Below are 14,957 nucleotides of genomic sequence, written 5' to 3'. Positions count from 1 at the left end.
TATCGTCGGCTCTGTTAATGAAACAACAGTTCCATTAGGAGTGGTCATGGACTATCGGCGACTGGGCGATTCGGGCCTGATGGTTCCGGCGCTGAGCTTCGGCGCGGGCACCTTCGGCGGCAGCGGCGAACTCTTCGGTGCCTGGGGAAATACCGACGTGGAACAGGCCCGCAGGCTGGTGGATATCAGCGTCGACGCGGGCGTGACCATGTTCGACACGGCCGATGTCTACTCGGACGGCGCGTCGGAGGAGGTGCTCGGCGCGGCCGTCAAAGGCCGCCGCGATCGAGTGCTGTTGTCCACCAAGGCCTCGCTGCCCACCGGGCCCGGCCCGTACGACGCGGGATCGGGCCGTTCGCGGCTGATCGGCGCGGTCGAGGCGTCGCTGCGCCGGTTGGGCACCGACTACATCGACCTGTTCCAGCTGCACGCCTTCGACGCCGGAACTCCTGTCACGGAGGTGCTCTCGGCGCTGGACGATCTGGTCCGGGCGGGCAAGATCCGCTACGTGGGCGCCTCGAATTTCGCCGGCTGGCAGCTGATGAAATCGCTGGCGGAGGCGGAACGGCACGGCCTGCCGCGCTACGTCGCCCACCAGGTGTACTACTCGCTCGTCGGCCGCGACTACGAGTGGGAGCTGATGCCGCTCGGTCGCGATCAGGGCGTCGGCGCGGTGGTGTGGAGCCCGCTCGGCTGGGGCCGCCTCACCGGGAAGATCCGTCGGGGACAACCACTTCCGGACGGCAGCCGGTTGCACAAGACCGCCGAGGCCGGCCCGCCGGTCGACGATGACCTGCTCTACGACGTGGTCGACGTCCTCGACGACATCGCCGCCGAGACCGGCCGGACGGTGCCGCAGATCGCCCTGAACTGGCTGCTGTCGCGCCCGACCGTCGCCACGGTGATCGTCGGCGCCCGCAACGAGGATCAGTTGCGCCAGAACCTCGGCGCCGTGGGCTGGCAGCTGACCGGCGACCAGATCGCCCGCCTCGACAAGGCCAGTGCCGTCACCCCGCCGTATCCCTACTACCCGTACTACCGCCTGCCCGACTTCGCCCGCCTGAACCCGCCGGCGGTGTGACTCGGGCTCGCCCCCGCGGCCGTGATCGTTACCATGCCCGGATGGACGACGTGGAGCTGGTCGAACGGGCGATGGTGGCGATCCGGCGCAGGCAGAACCGGCGCACGCTGGCGCCGTCCGACGAGCCGTCCGGGCAGTCCTTCGATGTCCTGGACGCCGTCGAATCGATGGCCGACGCCACGGTCTCGGCGGTGGCCGCCGCGCTCGGCCTCGACCAGCCGCGCGTCAGCAGGCTGATCTCGGCGGCCGTCGACGCCGGCCTGATCGAACGGGTCGCCGATCAGCACGACGGGCGGCGCTCGAGACTGGCGCTCACCCGCACGGGCCGGGAGGTCGTGCGCACCGCGCACCGCCGCCGCACGGAGGTGTTCGCCGAGGCCATGCGGACCTGGTCCGCCACCGAACGCACCGAATTCGCCAGCCTGCTCACGCGTTTCGTCGCCAAGCTGCCGGGATCGTGAGGCTCAGTACACGTCGCGCAGGTACCGCTTCTCGGCGACGAGTCGCTTCTTGAAGGCCAGCGCACCGTCCGCGTCGAGCTTGCCGTGCACCTGCGCGATGGTCAGCAGGGCGTCGTCGACGTCGCGGGCCATCCGCCCGGCGTCGCCGCAGACGTAGAAGTGGCCGCCGTCGGCGAGCCAGGCCCACAGTTCCGCGCCGTGCTCGATCATCCTGTGCTGCACGTAGACCCGCTCCCGCTGATCGCGCGAGAAGGCCAGGTCCAGCCGGGTGAGGAAGCCGGTGCGGAACATGTCCTCGAGTTCGTCGCGGTAGTAGAAGTTGTCCGCGGCGTGCTGATCGCCGAAGAACAGCCAGTTGCGCCCGCCGCTGCCGAGCGCGCGCCGCTCGTGCAGGAAGCCGCGGAACGGCGCGATCCCGGTTCCCGGCCCGACCATGATCATCGGCGCGTTCGGGTCCAGCGGCGGGCGGAAATGCGGTGCGCGCTGGAGGAATATCGGCGCGGAGGCGTCCTGGCAGCGGTCGGCGAGGAAGGTCGAGCAGACGCCGCCGCGCTCGCCGTAGCGCACCACGCCGACCGTCAGCTGCACCTCGTGCGGATCGACCAGCGGGCTCGAGGAGATCGAATACTGGCGTGGTTGCAGCTTTTTCAGCGCGCCCAGCCATTCGACCAGGTCGGCGCGGATCGGGAAGTCGCGCAGCACGTCGACCGCCTGCCGATCCCAGAGATACCGCTCCAGCTCGTTGCGGTTGTCGCGACGCAGCAGTTTGGCCAGTCGCTGGCTCGGATTGTGCTCGGCGACGAAGGTCAGCAGATCGCGGCTGACCTTGGTGATGTCGTAGTGGGTGCGCAAGGCGTGTGCCAGTGGCAGTTCCCGGCCGTCCAGCTCGATGCCGCGCTCCCCGTCCAGGCCGGTGGCGGCCAGCCATTCGGCGACCGAGCCGTCGTCGTTGGCGGGCCACACGCCCAGCGAGTCGCCGACCTCGTACTCGGCCTCGAGCCCGCGCAGGTCGAACCCGAACTGCCGCACTTCCTTTCCCGCCCCGGGGCGGGACAGCAGGGTGTTGCGGACGAGCGGTGCGGTCAGTGGTGTGCTGCGGGTGAACTGCTGTGTGCGGGCCGGGGCGGGTGCCGCCGGGCGAGCGAGGACCATGGTCGAGCCGGTCGGCCCGGGCCCGGAGTTCCCTTCGGGTGCGGCGGTTTCCGTCCCGCCGAGGGCCTCGAGCACGTCGTCGAGCCAGCGCGCGGACAGCTCCTCGTGATCGGGTTCGCTGTCGACGCGCGGGAGCAGCCGGGTCGCGCCGCGCTCGGACAGCGTCCGGTCCACCGCCCGTCCGTGCCCGCAGAAATCGTCGTAGGAGGAGTCGCCGAGGGCGAAGACCGCGAAGCGCAGCGTCGTGAACCGAGTCGCGCTGTCGTGCAGGCGCTCCCAGAAGTCCGCGCCGTTGTCCGGTGGGCCGCCGTCGCCGAAGGTGCTGGTGATCACCAGCGCGTCGCCGGTGAGATCGGTCAGCTCGCAGGAGTCCATATCGACCAGCCGCGGCGCGTATCCGGAGTCGGCCAGCCGGGCGGCGGCGGCCGCGGCGAGGTCCTCGGCGGTCCCGGTCTGCGATGCCCACAGCACGGTGACCGGCCGCCCCGGCCCGTCCTCCGCGCTCGGTCGGTCCGGCGCGCCCCCGGATTGCTCGGCCCGCGAGTACATTCCGGCGAGCAGCCCGTCGACCCACATCCGGCTGTGCGCGGACAGCGGCGCACTCTCCGGCAGCACCGGCTGCCCCTGCACCGGAAGCGAGTGCAGCGCGGCCAGATAGCCACCGAGGTAGATCCGCTCGGTCTCGCTGAGCGTCGGGGGCGTCCCCGTATCCAGCCCGAGGATGGCGGCCAGCGGATGCCCGCCCCCACTCGCCAACGAGAACGCAGGTGTCGGGTTGCTGCCGGGCGTGGGTGCCTGGTTGCCGCCGAGTGCGGGTGTCGGGTTGCTGCCGGGCGTGGGTGCCTGGTTGCGGCCGAGTGCGGGTGTCGAGTTGCTGCCGGGCGCGAGGTGGGCGGCGAGCGCGGGTTGTCCGGCCTGCGTTGTGGGCGCGGGTTTCGGCACCGACGCCACCTTGCGTAGGGCGACGGCGCAGGCCTTGAATTCGGGCTGGAGCGAATCGGCGTCGACGGCGTCGTTGGTGACGGCGTTGACGGTCAGGTATTCGCCGTGTTCGTCGTTCCAGTGGAAGGGCGCGAAGCAGTCGCCCGGCCGCACCCGATCGCTGATCCGCGCCGGGAGTACGGCACGCCCGCGGCGCGAGGCCAGTTCGACCTGATCGCCCTCCGCAAGGCCGAGCCGCGCGGCGTCGGCGGGATGTACCTCGACGAACGGTTTCCCGTTGAGCCGGTTCAGCTTCGCGACCCGTCCGGTCTTGGTCATGGTGTGCCACTGGTGGGGCAGGCGTCCGGTGTTGAGGACGAACGGATAGTCGTCGTCGGGCATCTCGTCCGGCGCCATGTGCGGGCGCGGCCAGAACACCGCGCGGCGGCTGGCGGTGGCGAAGGCCAGACGCGGCCGATGCCCCGAACCGTCGGTGAACGGCTCGGCACCGTCGTTCAGATAGCGAATCGGATTGCGCCGCTGGTCGGGCGTGCGGCACGGCCACTGCGCGGGCCCCTCGCGCAACATGTCGTAATCGATCCCCGACAGGTCGTAACCCGTTGCGGGATTGGCGAACCGGCGAATCTCCTCGAACACTTCGGCGCTCGAGCCGAACTCGAAACCCGGGAACCCCATCGCCGTGGCCACCTGCGCGATCAGCAGCCAGTCCGGACGCGCGTCACCGGGCGGATCGACGGACCGGCGCAGCAGCGTGACCGTCCGCTCCGAACTCACCATCGTCGCATCGGATTCCGCCCACAGCGTGGCGGGCAGCAGCAGGTCGGCGTAGGCGTTGGTGGCCGTCTCGGTGTACACGTCCTGCGCGATCACCAGGTCCGCGGCCTCCAGCCCGGCGATCACGGTCTTGCGATTCGCCACCGTCGCGACCGGATTGCTGCACACGATCCAGCACGCCTTGATCCGGCCCTCGGCCATCCCGCGGAACATCTCGACCGTGCCCGGACCGGATTCCTCGCGCAGCGTGCCGGGCGCGAGCCCCCAGGCGGTCTCGACGAACGTCCGGTCGGCCGCCGACAGCAGGCTGCGCTGTCCAGGCAGGCCGGGGCCCATGTAGCCCATCTCCCTGCCGCCCATGGCATTCGGCTGTCCGGTCAGCGAGAACGGCCCGCTGCCCCGGCGGCAGATGGCGCCGGTCGCGAGGTGCAGGTTGCACAGGGCGTTGGTATTCCAGGTGCCGTGCGTGGACTGGTTGAGCCCCATCGTCCACAGCGACATCCACTCGTCCGCCGCGCCGATCCACCGTGCGGCCGTGCGGATGTCGTCCTCGGCCAGGCCGGTGATCTCGGCGACCCGGGCCGGGGGATAGTCCGCCAGGAACTCCGGCATCGACTCCCAGCCCTCGGTGTGCTCGGCGATGAAGTCGGCGTCGATATCGCCGTTCTCGATCAGCAGGTGCAGCAGCCCGTTCAGCAGTGCGAGATCGGTGCCGGGGGCGATCTGTAAGAAGAGGTCGGCGTCCTTGGCGGTCTCGGTGCGCCGCGGATCGACAACGATCAGTTTCGCGCCCGCCTTGCGGCGATCGGCCATCCGCAGATACAGGATCGGATGACAGTCGGCCATATTCGCGCCGATCACGAAGAACAGGTCGGCGTGGTCGAGATCGTCGTAGGACCCCGGCGGGCCGTCCGCGCCGAGCGACTGCTTGTAGCCGGTGCCCGCGCTCGCCATGCACAGCCGCGAATTGGCCTCGATGTGCACCGTGCGCAGATAGCCCTTCGCGAGCTTGTTGGCGAGGTACTGCGCCTCCATCGACATCTGGCCGGAGACGTACAGGGCGATCGCGTCGGGGCCGTGCTCGTCGAGGATGCCGCGCAGGCGGTCGGCGGCCTCGCGGACGGCGTCGTCCACCGGGATCGGGGCCGGGGAGCCGCTGCGATCGGCGCGGTGGAAGGCGGTCGTCATCCGGCCCGGGGCCCGCATGAGGTCGGCGTGGGTGGCGCCCTTCGTGCACAGCCGTCCCGCGTTGGCCGGATGCAGTTTGTCGCCCCGCACCTTCGCGATCACCGGTGTGCCCCGGTCGTCGGCGGCGGTCTCCACCACGATGCCGCAGCCCACCCCGCAGTACGAGCACGCCGTTCTGGTGGTGCCCGGGCTGCTCGCGGCTGCGTCCGACATGAACCCGATGATGTCCAGCGGGGATTGCGTCGAATTTACCGAACGTTATCGCCAGGTGACGAACGTGCTCACTCCTCGTGACCGGGGCTGTGAGAACACTGGAAGAACCTGGTGAAGGGGCGTTTCCGGCCCCGATCACACCCGCGACGGGAACACGTGAGCAGTATCACGTGAGCGGAGATGCGGCGGTGATCCGCGGACCTAGCCCAGTTTGTAACCCCGGTGCAGCGCCACGATCCCGCCGGTGAGATTGCGCCACTTCACCTCCGACCAGCCCGCGTCGGCGATGCGCATCGCCAGCTGCGGCTGATTCGGCCACGCCCGAATCGATTCGGCGAGGTAGACGTAGGCGTCCGGATTGCTGCTGACCGCCCGCGCCACCCGCGGCAGCGCTCGCATCAGGTACTCCATGTAGATCGTGCGGAACGGGCCGAACACCGGTGTGGAGAACTCCGCGATCACCAGCCGCCCGCCGGGCTTGGTGACGCGGAGCAGCTCCCGCATCGCGGCGTCCGGATCGGAGACGTTGCGCAGCCCGTAGGAGATGGCGACGGCATCGAAGACGCCGTCGGCGAACGGCAGCGCGGTGGCGTCGCCGGCCACCATCGGCAGCTTGCGGAACCGGCCCGCCGCCAGCATCCCCTGGGAGAAGTCCGTGGCGACGCACCAGGCGCCGGATTTGGCGAATTCCGCGGTGGACACGCCCGTTCCGGCCGCCAGATCCAGCACCCGCTCGCCGGGACGCAGGGCCAGCGCCTGGCGCGTGGCCCACCGCCAATACCGGTCCAGCCCGCCGGTGAGCACCGTATTGGTGAGGTCGTAGCGCTTGGCCACGCCGTCGAACATGGACGCGACCTCGTCCGGCTGCTTGTCCAGGGAGGCCCGGAACGACTCTGTCTTCGCCACGATCCCGACAGTAACCTGAACCGCCGACACGGCGCGATCCGCGTAGCCGCCCTGGGTGCCGTGCGCCTACCCGGCAAGCACGCGGTAGAGAACGATCCACGCCTCCGGTGGTACGAAACCCACCGGTTCGTCGGCCGCCACTCCCGCTGCGGCGCAAGCCTTTCGCACGGCACGAGCCGGATATTCGCGGCGTAGCGAGGCGGCGACCGATCCGCCCACACCGGAGAAGCCGAGTGCGACCAGGTGGCGGTATCCGTCGGCCGCGGTGCGGGGGAGCAGCGGGGCCGCTCGGCGGCGCAGGTGCAGGACGGCGGCGTCGACCTGCGGTATCGGATGGAAACTGGTGCGGGTGATCGTCGCGCCCAGCGTCATCGACACCCACGGCCAGTGGTCGACCGTCAGCTTGGACCAGCGGCCGTACCCACCGGAGTGCTTGCGCGCGAATTCGCGCTGGGTCACCAGGGTCGCGGCGCTCAGGTGGCGGGCCGCCAGACACCATCGGACGATATCGGTGGTGATGCCGAACGGGATGTTGGCGACCACCGCGAAGGGTTCGCGCGGCGGCCGGACGGTCCGGAAATCCCGGTGGTACAGGCGGATCCGATCGTTCGAGGCGTAGCGGCGGCGCAGCAGACCGGCGTAGCGGGGATCCTTCTCGTACGCCAGCACCCGGCCGCCGGCCGCGAGAATGTGCCTGGTCAGCATGCCGTCGCCGGGCCCGACCTCGAGGACCAGATCGTCCGGCGCGATACCGGAGGTGCGCACGATCGTCGCTGCGGCGCGGGCGTCGATCAGGAAATTCTGTGACAGCGTCTTGCGCGGACCGGGCGCGCGCGACAGTGAGCGGGACATGGGTGTCCTCCGAACGGAGCGGTCGAATCGGAAAGAGTCGATTCGCCCGGACCCACGCCGGGGCGCGCGAAAGCCACACGGCGGCAGCCGCCGTCAGCTCGTCAGACAGAACTCCGGATCAGCGAATACGGAGAACGATGCGATGCGCGGGCATGGTCCGGGCCACCGTGCGCAGCCGCATGAAGCACGCGCACGCCCCGTTCATGCCTGGACCTCCCATGCGCCCCACCCTAGGCCCCGCCCACATCCGAATGCCACCGATTTTCCGTGCGCCCGCTGTACGCCTGCCATCGGCGCACCCCCGGTTGCGTGTGCCTGCTGTCGGGTGTGTCCCCGGTTGCGTGTGCCTGCTGTCGGGTGTGCCTCTGATTGCGTGTGACCGCTGTCGGCGTACCCGCAGTTGCGTGTGCCTGCTGTTTGTCGTCCGCATGCACCCTCCGTGTGCCCAGCCGTGTTGGTGCACGGACGGCGTGGACATGCCCTGCCCGGGGACAGCTCGTTCGTTTGTCGCCGCCGGGATGTCAGGCGCTGCGGGAGACGGTGTCGCGGTCGGTGCCGAGGACCTCGGCGTAGTGGCCCATCAGTTCGGTGCAGATGGCGGGCCAGGTGCGGTGGAGGACCGACTTGCGGGCGGCGCCGGAGAAACGGGCGCGTAGCTGGGGGTCTTGCAGGGCGGAGACGGCGCTGGGTAGCAGTTCGCTGAAGCGGTCCACCGGGAGGAGGTAGCCGTTGCGGCAGTGGGAGATCAGGTCGCGCGGGCCGCCGGCGTCCGGGCCGACGACCGGCAGTCCGGCGGCCAGTGCCTCCTGGACGCCCTGGCAGAACGTCTCGTGCTCGCCGGCGTGCACCATCACGTCGAGGCTGGCGTACGCCTCGGCCAGTTCCGCGCCGCCGAGTTCCCCGGTGAACACGGCCGTCGGCATGAGCCGCGCCAGCCGCGCCCGCTCCGGGCCGTCGCCGACGATCACCAGCTGAACGTCGGGGTCACCGTCCAGCGAGGCGAGCCGGTCCACGTGCTTCTCCGGCGCCAGACGGCCGACGAAGCCGACGATCAGCTTGCCGTCCGGCGACCATTTCTGCCGCAACTCGCCCGAGCGCGCGGACGGCGTGAACCGCGCGATGTCGACGCCTCGCGCCCACCGGTGCACCCGCGGAATCCCGTGCCGCGCAAGGTCTTCGGCCGCCGCCGAGGACGGCGCCAGGGTGCGCGCGGAGCGCATGTGAATGCGCCGCGTCCACGCCCAGGCGGCCCGGCGCGCGGGACCCAGCCCGTAGCTGGAGGCGAATCCCGCGACATCGGTCTGATACACCGCCACCGCCGGCAGATCCAGCCGCACCGCGGCCGCCGCGCCGCCGGCGCCCAGCAGGAACGGCGACGCCAGATGCACGACGTCCGCGTCGAATGCGTCGATGGCCGCGGTGATCACGGGCTGCGGCAACCCGACCGGCAGCGAGCTGATCTTCGGCACCATTACCGCCGGCACCCGCAGCACCGGGAACCGGCCGTGCGAGCGCGGGGCGGGCGGCTGCCCGCGAGGCGTATCGGGCGCGATCACCAGGGCCTGGTGGCCGTGGCGCTCGAGGTGATCGAGCACCTGGAGCACGGAGTTGACCACACCGTTCATATTCGGCAGAAACGACTCCGCGACAATCGCTACATGCACACCTCGAGTGTGATCACCGCACGACGCAAAGCCGCCACGCCGACGTGACGCACATACGAAGTTCGGGCGAACACTGCACGACTTCCGCCGTGTCAGGACGGGTTGCGGCGCTCCGACCTGCGAAGCAGCCACAGGACGGGTAGTGCCAGCGCCCACGCCACCACGATCACCGACAGCGCGGGGATGATCGCGACCCGGGCGTCGCGCCCGGCCACGCGGACCAGTTCCGGATCCTTCTTGCTGTATTCGACGTTGATGCGTTCGCCCGCAGTCAGTTTCGTCGGGTAGAGCACGCCGACCTTCGGATTGCGCGTCACGCCGTCGGGCGTGACGTAGGTGACCGCCGATCGCAGCCGGCCGGCCGACAACACTTCCGCGCTGGTCACGCCCTTGTTCGCGCTGATCAGCATGTCGTCGCGCCAGGCCGCCAGCACCAGCAGCACCGCCAGCACGCTCACCGCCGTCGCGGCCACCACGACACCGATCCGGGTCCGCCGCCAGCGCCCGGCCCGACGCTGCATCCGACGGCCTCGCAGCTGATCAGACTGGGTGGTTTCCGACACTGCACAAGGCTATTGCATCGCTCGGATAGCGTGTGCGCCCATGTCCCGAAAATTCAGCTTCACCGTGTCATACACCGTCCCGGTAGAAGAGCTTCACCGGGCGATCACCAGCGACGACATGTGGCAGTCCCGGTTCGACGGCGCCGAGACGGCCACCCTCGACCTGTCCCACCCCGAGGGGCCGGGCACCATCCGCGTCCACATGACCGAACGCGCGCGCCAGGACAAGATCCCGGCCATCGTGCGCAAGGTCCTCAAGAACGATCTCGTCCTCGAGCGCACCGACCATTGGGGCCCGCTCGACGGCGACACCGCGAAGGGCGCCTTCGCCGGCGCCTCGACGGGCATCACCACCGAGATGGAGGGCACCTACGTCATGCGGCCCACCGCCGAGGGCTCCGAGATCGAGGTCGCCGGCACCGTCGCGGTCAAGGTGCCGCTGGTCGGCGGCGCCATCGAGCCCCTGGCCGAGCAACTCCAGCAGCGAGTGGTGTCCAGCGAGCGCAAGTTCATCCAGAACTGGCTGGCCGCAACGACCGACGCATAACGACTGTCCGCGAGGGCCGCGATCCCATGCGATTCGCGGCCCGCCTCGGCCTGGACTGACGGAGTGGAGGCCGCTTGCGGCCGGAGCGGAGGAGGGAAGGCCGAGGTTACGAGGGCCGCGACGCGGCGCCGGAGGCGTCGCCGTCGAACACAGCGGGGTCGAACGCTCGCTTCTCCACCAGGACAAGCCAATTCCCCGAGTTGTCCCGCATGACCGCCTCCACGCCGTAGGGCCGTTCCGACGGCGGCTGCACGAATTCCACGCCCTTGGCGGTGAACTCCTCGTACGCCTTCTGGCAGTCGTCGGTGTTGAGGCCCAGCGCGCCCATGGTGCCGTTGCCGAGTGAGCGCCGGACGGCCTCGGCCATGCCCTCGTCCAGCGGCGGCCCGGGAACCATGAGCGTCACCTCCAGCTCCGGATGATCCGGCTGCGCCACGGTCACCCAGCGAAACCCGCTGTCGCCCATGGTCACATCGGTCATCTCGATGAAGCCCAGCTTCTCGATGTACCACTGCTTGGCCGCGGTCTGATCGGTGACGTACACCGTGACCAGCGAAACGTTCTTGATGGTTGCCATGCGACAAGGCTATGGGCGGGCACGCGCTCCGGGCTTCTCCGAAATTGCTCTGTTTCCGGCCAAGAGCGTGCCGGAAAAAAGGGGGGAGGGCTATGAAAAGAGGGGGAGGGCTATGAAAAGGGGGCCGAGGGCTATGAAAAGGGCGGGCGAGGCTATTCGGATGGCTTGCGGTCCGACAGGCCGTGCATGAAGACGTAGCAGCCGGGAATCCGCGGAACCCCCTCGGCGGCGAATTTCGCCTGGTAGGCGGAGGGGGACATGCCGACCAGCTCGGTGAACTTGCGGCTGAAGGAGCCCAGGCTGGTGTAGCCGACCAGCATGCACGCCTCGGTGACGGTCACATTGGTGGCACGCAGCAGGTCCTGGGCGCGCTCGATGCGGCGCTCGGCCAGATACACCGCGGGGGTCTTGCCGTAGGTGGCGGCGAACGAGCGCAGGAAGTAGTACTTGGACACCCCCGCCGCCGCGGCCAATCCCTCGAGATCCAGCGGTTCGGCGTAGTGCCGGTCGGCGAGGTCGCGCGCCCGCCGCAGATGCGGCAGTAGATCCAGCGGCGGGCGGTCGGTCACGTGAACGGCTGGAGGTCGTCGAATCGCATGGACGCGCGTCCCGCGGCCCGCCACGCGCGGGCGGTCAGGTCGGCGTCCTCCTCGGTCACCAGATTGCCCATCACCCGGACCGCGGTGCGCTGCAGATACTTCGAGCGCATCACCGGCGGCCCGCCCGTCGGCACCATGCGCGGATGGGTGGCCAGCCCGGCGATGCGGCGGGCCACCGAGAACGTACGGCCGTAGCGGGCGCGCAGCAGATCCGGCCACAGCGTGGTCAGATCCGGCTCGTCGAGCAGCCCGGCCAGCAGATGCCCGCCCTCGAGGCCATAGTCGATGCCTTCGCCGTTGAGCGGATTGACGCAGCCCGCGGCATCGCCGACCAGCGCCCAGTTGCGCCCGGCCACCGTCGAGACGGCCCCGCCCATGGGCAGCAGCGCCGAGGCCACCGCCCGCGTCTCGCCCTCCAGCTCCCATTCCCCGCGCCGCTGCGAGACATAGTGCTGCAGTAGCGGTTTCAGCGCGATGTGCGAGGGCCGGCGCTCGGTGGCCAGCGAGCCCACCCCGATATTGATCTCGCCGTTGCCCAGCGGGAACACCCAGCCGTACCCGGGAACCAGGGTGCCGTCGGCGTCGCGCAGCTCCAGATGCGAGGTGATCCACTCGTCGTCGCTGCGCGCGGACTTGATGTACGCCCGGGCCGCGACGCCGTAGGCGAACCTGCGGTGCCAGGTCCGGCCCAGCAGCTTCCCGACCGGCGAGCGCACCCCGTCGGCCACGATCAAGGTGCGGCACCCGATCTCGCGCACGCCGTCGTCGGTGCGCACGGTGACGCCCGTGACCCGGTCGCCGTCCCGGGCCACCTCGACCACCCGGGCCCCGTCGATCATCCGGGCGCCCCACTTGACCGCCGTCTCGCGCAGCTTGTCGTCGAGTTCGGTGCGGGCGACCGCGCTGCCGTAGGCCGGAAACGAGCCGTCCGGCCAGGTGAGCAACGCCTCCCGGCCGAACCCGGTCATGCGCAGGCCGCGATTGACGGTGTGCGCGCGCACCCACTCGCCGAGCCCGAGGTGTTCCAGCTCCGCGGTCGCGCGCGGCGTCAACCCGTCGCCGCAGGTCTTGTCGCGCGGGAATACCGCGGCGTCCAGCAGCAGGACCTCGCGTCCGGCGCGCGCGGCCCACGCGGCCGCCGCCGACCCCGCCGGACCCGCGCCCACCACCAGGACGTCGGCCCGCGCGGGCGTCGAATCACCGTTCGGGGTCTTGGCATCCGCTGCACCCATGGCCCCAATACTGGCAGTACCGGTCGAAGGGTGTCGACGGCACCGTGCCGAGAGCACTGTCTGATTCGTCCCAGAGTGACTCCGTTCATGGGCGGGTCACCCCCGACACGCTAGGTTCTTGGGTGTGGGGATGGAACCGGCAGTGGGAGATGGCATGAGTGCCTCGTCTGTGAGCGAGCTTGCGAGCGATGAGACCACCACCGTGGTCGCCGGCGTCGACCTCGGCGATGTCGAACTCGCCTCGACCGTGAGCAACGGTCTGGAGGCGGTGGAGAAGCTACTCATCAGCGAGCTGTCCGACGGCGAGGAATTCCTCCAGGAAGCGGCGCTGCATCTGGCCAAGGCCGGCGGTAAACGCTTCCGCCCCCTGTTCACCATCCTCACCGGACAGCTGGGTCCCCGCCCGGGCGATCCCGACCTGATCACCGCCGGCACCGTCGTCGAACTCGTCCACCTCGCCACGCTGTACCACGACGACGTGATGGACGAGGCCTCCATGCGCCGCGGCGCGCCCAGCGTCAACTCCCGCTGGGGCAACAGCGTCGCGATCCTGGCCGGCGACTACCTGTTCGCGCACGCCTCGCGGCTGGTGTCCACGCTGGGTCCCGACGCCGTGCGCATCATCGCGGAGACGTTCGCCGAACTGGTCACCGGTCAGATGCGGGAAACCCTGGGCGCCAAGCAATCCCAGGATCCGGTCGAACACTATCTGCGGGTGGTGTGGGAGAAGACCGGCTCGCTGATCGCCGCCGCCGGCCGGTTCGGCGGCACCTTCTCCGGGGCCGGTCTCGAACACGTCGAGCGCCTCGCGCGGCTGGGCGACGCGGTCGGCACGGCGTTCCAGATCTCCGACGACATCATCGACATCTCCTCGGTCTCCGAGCAGTCCGGCAAGACGCCGGGCACCGACCTGCGCGAGGGCGTGCACACGCTGCCGGTGCTGTACGCGCTGCGTGACGAGGGCGCCGAGGGGGACCGGCTGCGCACGCTGCTGGCCCGCCCGCTGGAGACCGACGCCGAGGTCACCGAGGCCCTCGACCTGCTGTCCCGCTCGCGCGGCATGGTGCTGGCCAAGGAGAAGTTGCAGGGCTACGCCGACATCGCCCACGCGGAGCTGTCCGCCCTGCCCTCCGGACCCGCCAACGACGCGCTCGAACGGCTGGTCCGCTACACCATCGAACGCGTGGGCTGAGTCCCGGCGGGAACCTTCGCCCGGCCTTCTATCGTTGACCTGGTGTAACGCATTCGATGAATGGGGGCGTGAAGGAGAGCGATGCACGGGCACGGTGGATTCGGAAACGGTCTGAAGACGTTCGGCTTGATGGTCGGGCTCTCGGCGCTGATCGTGTTCGCCGGGGCGATGTTCCGCAACCCGACCATCCTGGTCGTCGCGATCCTGATCGCGGTCGGCATGAACGCGTACGCCTATTTCAACAGCGACAAGCTGGCGCTCAAGGCCATGCACGCCCAGCCGGTGTCCGAGCTGGAGGCGCCGGTCATCTACAAGATCGTGCGCGAGCTGGCCACCGCCGCGCGCCAGCCGATGCCGCGGCTGTACATCAGCCCGACCAACGCCCCCAATGCCTTCGCGACCGGCCGCAATCCGCGGCACGCGGCGGTCTGCTGTACCAGCGGCATCCTGCAGATTCTCAACGAGCGGGAGTTGCGCGCGGTGCTGGGGCACGAGCTGTCGCACGTCTACAACCGCGACATCCTGATCTCGTCGGTCGCGGGGGCGATGGCCGCGGTCATCTCCGGCCTGGCCAACCTGGCCTTCTTCGCCAGCATGTTCGGCGGCGGCAGCCGCGACGGCGAGGGACCCAACATCCTGGGCGTCATCCTGGTCTCGCTGCTCGGGCCGATCGCCGCCACACTCGTCAAGCTGGCCGTCTCCCGCTCCCGCGAGTACCAGGCCGACCAGGACGGCGCCGCCCTGACCGGCGACCCGCTGGCCCTGGCCTCGGCCCTGCGCAAACTGGAACGCGGCACCCAGGCCGCCCCGCTGCCGCCGGAGCCGCAGCTCACCTCCCAGTCGCACCTGATGATCGCCAACCCGTTCCGCGCCGGCGACCGCATGGCCCGCTGGTTCTCCACCCACCCGCCCATGGACGAGCGCATCTCCCGCCTGGAGCAGATGGCAGGCGGGCCAAGGAACTACTAGCCCTCCCGCGGCCTGGCGCGCCCCCTCGTTCCCGGTGTGCTCGCG

Annotated in this window: 13 protein-coding genes; 5 read left to right on the top strand and 8 right to left on the bottom strand. The window is 70.0% G+C overall.

What is annotated here, in order from left to right; translation table 11 throughout:
- The first annotated feature begins 46 nt into the window (after nucleotides 1-46).
- Together ON41_RS28395 and ON41_RS28390 are read left to right on the top strand one after the other, a co-directional pair.
- A complete protein-coding gene (locus ON41_RS28395) occupies nucleotides 47-1,081 on the top strand; it encodes an aldo/keto reductase (protein WP_040751114.1) in 1,035 nt (344 codons plus the stop codon).
- 41 nt (nucleotides 1,082-1,122) lie between these two features.
- Entirely contained in the window at nucleotides 1,123-1,542 is a 420-nt protein-coding gene (locus ON41_RS28390; protein ID WP_040751024.1) for a MarR family winged helix-turn-helix transcriptional regulator, read from the top strand.
- A 3-nt stretch (nucleotides 1,543-1,545) separates the two neighbouring features.
- On the opposite strand, the gene ON41_RS28385 is transcribed toward ON41_RS28390, so the two are convergent.
- From ON41_RS28385 to ON41_RS28365, 5 genes are all read right to left on the bottom strand, one after another.
- Nucleotides 1,546-5,811, bottom strand: coding sequence for a bifunctional nitrate reductase/sulfite reductase flavoprotein subunit alpha (locus ON41_RS28385; RefSeq protein ID WP_040751022.1), 4,266 nt, complete (start codon nucleotides 5,809-5,811; stop codon nucleotides 1,546-1,548).
- Nucleotides 5,812-6,012: 201 nt separating this feature from the next.
- Nucleotides 6,013-6,717: a demethylmenaquinone methyltransferase gene (locus ON41_RS28380; protein ID WP_040751019.1), complete on the bottom strand. Its 705-nt coding sequence runs from the start codon at nucleotides 6,715-6,717 to the stop codon at nucleotides 6,013-6,015.
- Nucleotides 6,718-6,783: 66 nt separating this feature from the next.
- Nucleotides 6,784-7,569 (bottom strand): 23S ribosomal RNA methyltransferase Erm, encoded by a 786-nt coding sequence (gene erm, locus ON41_RS28375; RefSeq protein ID WP_040751017.1) that lies wholly within the window; start codon nucleotides 7,567-7,569, stop codon nucleotides 6,784-6,786.
- A 521-nt stretch (nucleotides 7,570-8,090) separates the two neighbouring features.
- On the bottom strand, nucleotides 8,091-9,233 hold the full coding sequence (locus ON41_RS28370) for a glycosyltransferase family 4 protein (RefSeq protein ID WP_083905699.1): 1,143 nt from the start codon (nucleotides 9,231-9,233) through the stop codon (nucleotides 8,091-8,093).
- Between the two features lie 92 nt (nucleotides 9,234-9,325).
- Nucleotides 9,326-9,754: a DUF3592 domain-containing protein gene (locus ON41_RS28365; RefSeq protein WP_040751014.1), complete on the bottom strand. Its 429-nt coding sequence runs from the start codon at nucleotides 9,752-9,754 to the stop codon at nucleotides 9,326-9,328.
- An 82-nt stretch (nucleotides 9,755-9,836) separates the two neighbouring features.
- Here ON41_RS28365 and ON41_RS28360 point away from each other — a divergent pair, with 82 nt between their 5' ends.
- Nucleotides 9,837-10,343 (top strand): DUF2505 domain-containing protein, encoded by a 507-nt coding sequence (locus ON41_RS28360; RefSeq protein ID WP_040751012.1) that lies wholly within the window; start codon nucleotides 9,837-9,839, stop codon nucleotides 10,341-10,343.
- Nucleotides 10,344-10,449: 106 nt separating this feature from the next.
- Here ON41_RS28360 and ON41_RS28355 read toward each other — a convergent pair whose 3' ends face one another.
- The 3 genes from ON41_RS28355 to ON41_RS28345 form a co-directional block, all read right to left on the bottom strand.
- Nucleotides 10,450-10,920, bottom strand: coding sequence for a VOC family protein (locus ON41_RS28355; RefSeq protein ID WP_051162672.1), 471 nt, complete (start codon nucleotides 10,918-10,920; stop codon nucleotides 10,450-10,452).
- Between the two features lie 152 nt (nucleotides 10,921-11,072).
- Nucleotides 11,073-11,489, bottom strand: coding sequence for a helix-turn-helix transcriptional regulator (locus ON41_RS28350; protein WP_040751010.1), 417 nt, complete (start codon nucleotides 11,487-11,489; stop codon nucleotides 11,073-11,075).
- Nucleotides 11,486-12,751, bottom strand: a complete 1,266-nt coding sequence (locus ON41_RS28345; protein ID WP_040751008.1) for a geranylgeranyl reductase family protein — start codon at nucleotides 12,749-12,751, stop codon at nucleotides 11,486-11,488. The genes ON41_RS28350 and ON41_RS28345 overlap by 4 nt, the downstream gene beginning before the upstream one ends.
- Nucleotides 12,752-12,905: 154 nt before the next feature.
- On the opposite strand from ON41_RS28345, the gene ON41_RS28340 reads away from it, so the two are divergent.
- Together ON41_RS28340 and htpX are read left to right on the top strand one after the other, a co-directional pair.
- Entirely contained in the window at nucleotides 12,906-13,943 is a 1,038-nt protein-coding gene (locus ON41_RS28340) for a polyprenyl synthetase family protein (protein ID WP_040751006.1), read from the top strand.
- An 81-nt stretch (nucleotides 13,944-14,024) separates the two neighbouring features.
- A complete protein-coding gene (gene htpX / locus ON41_RS28335) occupies nucleotides 14,025-14,912 on the top strand; it encodes a zinc metalloprotease HtpX (protein WP_040751005.1) in 888 nt (295 codons plus the stop codon).
- The last annotated feature ends 45 nt before the right edge of the window (nucleotides 14,913-14,957 follow it).

The sequence above is a fragment of the Nocardia transvalensis NBRC 15921 genome (assembly GCF_000308875.1).
Classification (GTDB): domain Bacteria; phylum Actinomycetota; class Actinomycetes; order Mycobacteriales; family Mycobacteriaceae; genus Nocardia; species Nocardia transvalensis.
The sequence above is the reverse complement of the archived record's forward strand: the minus strand, read 5'-3'. Positions and strand labels throughout refer to the sequence as shown.

Coding starts and splice junctions, on each gene's coding strand:
- ON41_RS28345 (WP_040751008.1), bottom strand. CDS start 12,751: ATGGGTGCAGCGGATGCCAAGACCCCGAACGGTGATTCGACGCCCGCG.
- ON41_RS28340 (WP_040751006.1), top strand. CDS start 12,906: ATGAGTGCCTCGTCTGTGAGCGAGCTTGCGAGCGATGAGACCACCACC.
- ON41_RS28390 (WP_040751024.1), top strand. CDS start 1,123: ATGGACGACGTGGAGCTGGTCGAACGGGCGATGGTGGCGATCCGGCGC.
- ON41_RS28395 (WP_040751114.1), top strand. CDS start 47: ATGGACTATCGGCGACTGGGCGATTCGGGCCTGATGGTTCCGGCGCTG.
- htpX (WP_040751005.1), top strand. CDS start 14,025: ATGCACGGGCACGGTGGATTCGGAAACGGTCTGAAGACGTTCGGCTTG.
- ON41_RS28385 (WP_040751022.1), bottom strand. CDS start 5,811: ATGTCGGACGCAGCCGCGAGCAGCCCGGGCACCACCAGAACGGCGTGC.
- ON41_RS28365 (WP_040751014.1), bottom strand. CDS start 9,754: ATGCAGCGTCGGGCCGGGCGCTGGCGGCGGACCCGGATCGGTGTCGTG.
- ON41_RS28360 (WP_040751012.1), top strand. CDS start 9,837: ATGTCCCGAAAATTCAGCTTCACCGTGTCATACACCGTCCCGGTAGAA.
- erm (WP_040751017.1), bottom strand. CDS start 7,569: ATGTCCCGCTCACTGTCGCGCGCGCCCGGTCCGCGCAAGACGCTGTCA.
- ON41_RS28355 (WP_051162672.1), bottom strand. CDS start 10,920: ATGGCAACCATCAAGAACGTTTCGCTGGTCACGGTGTACGTCACCGAT.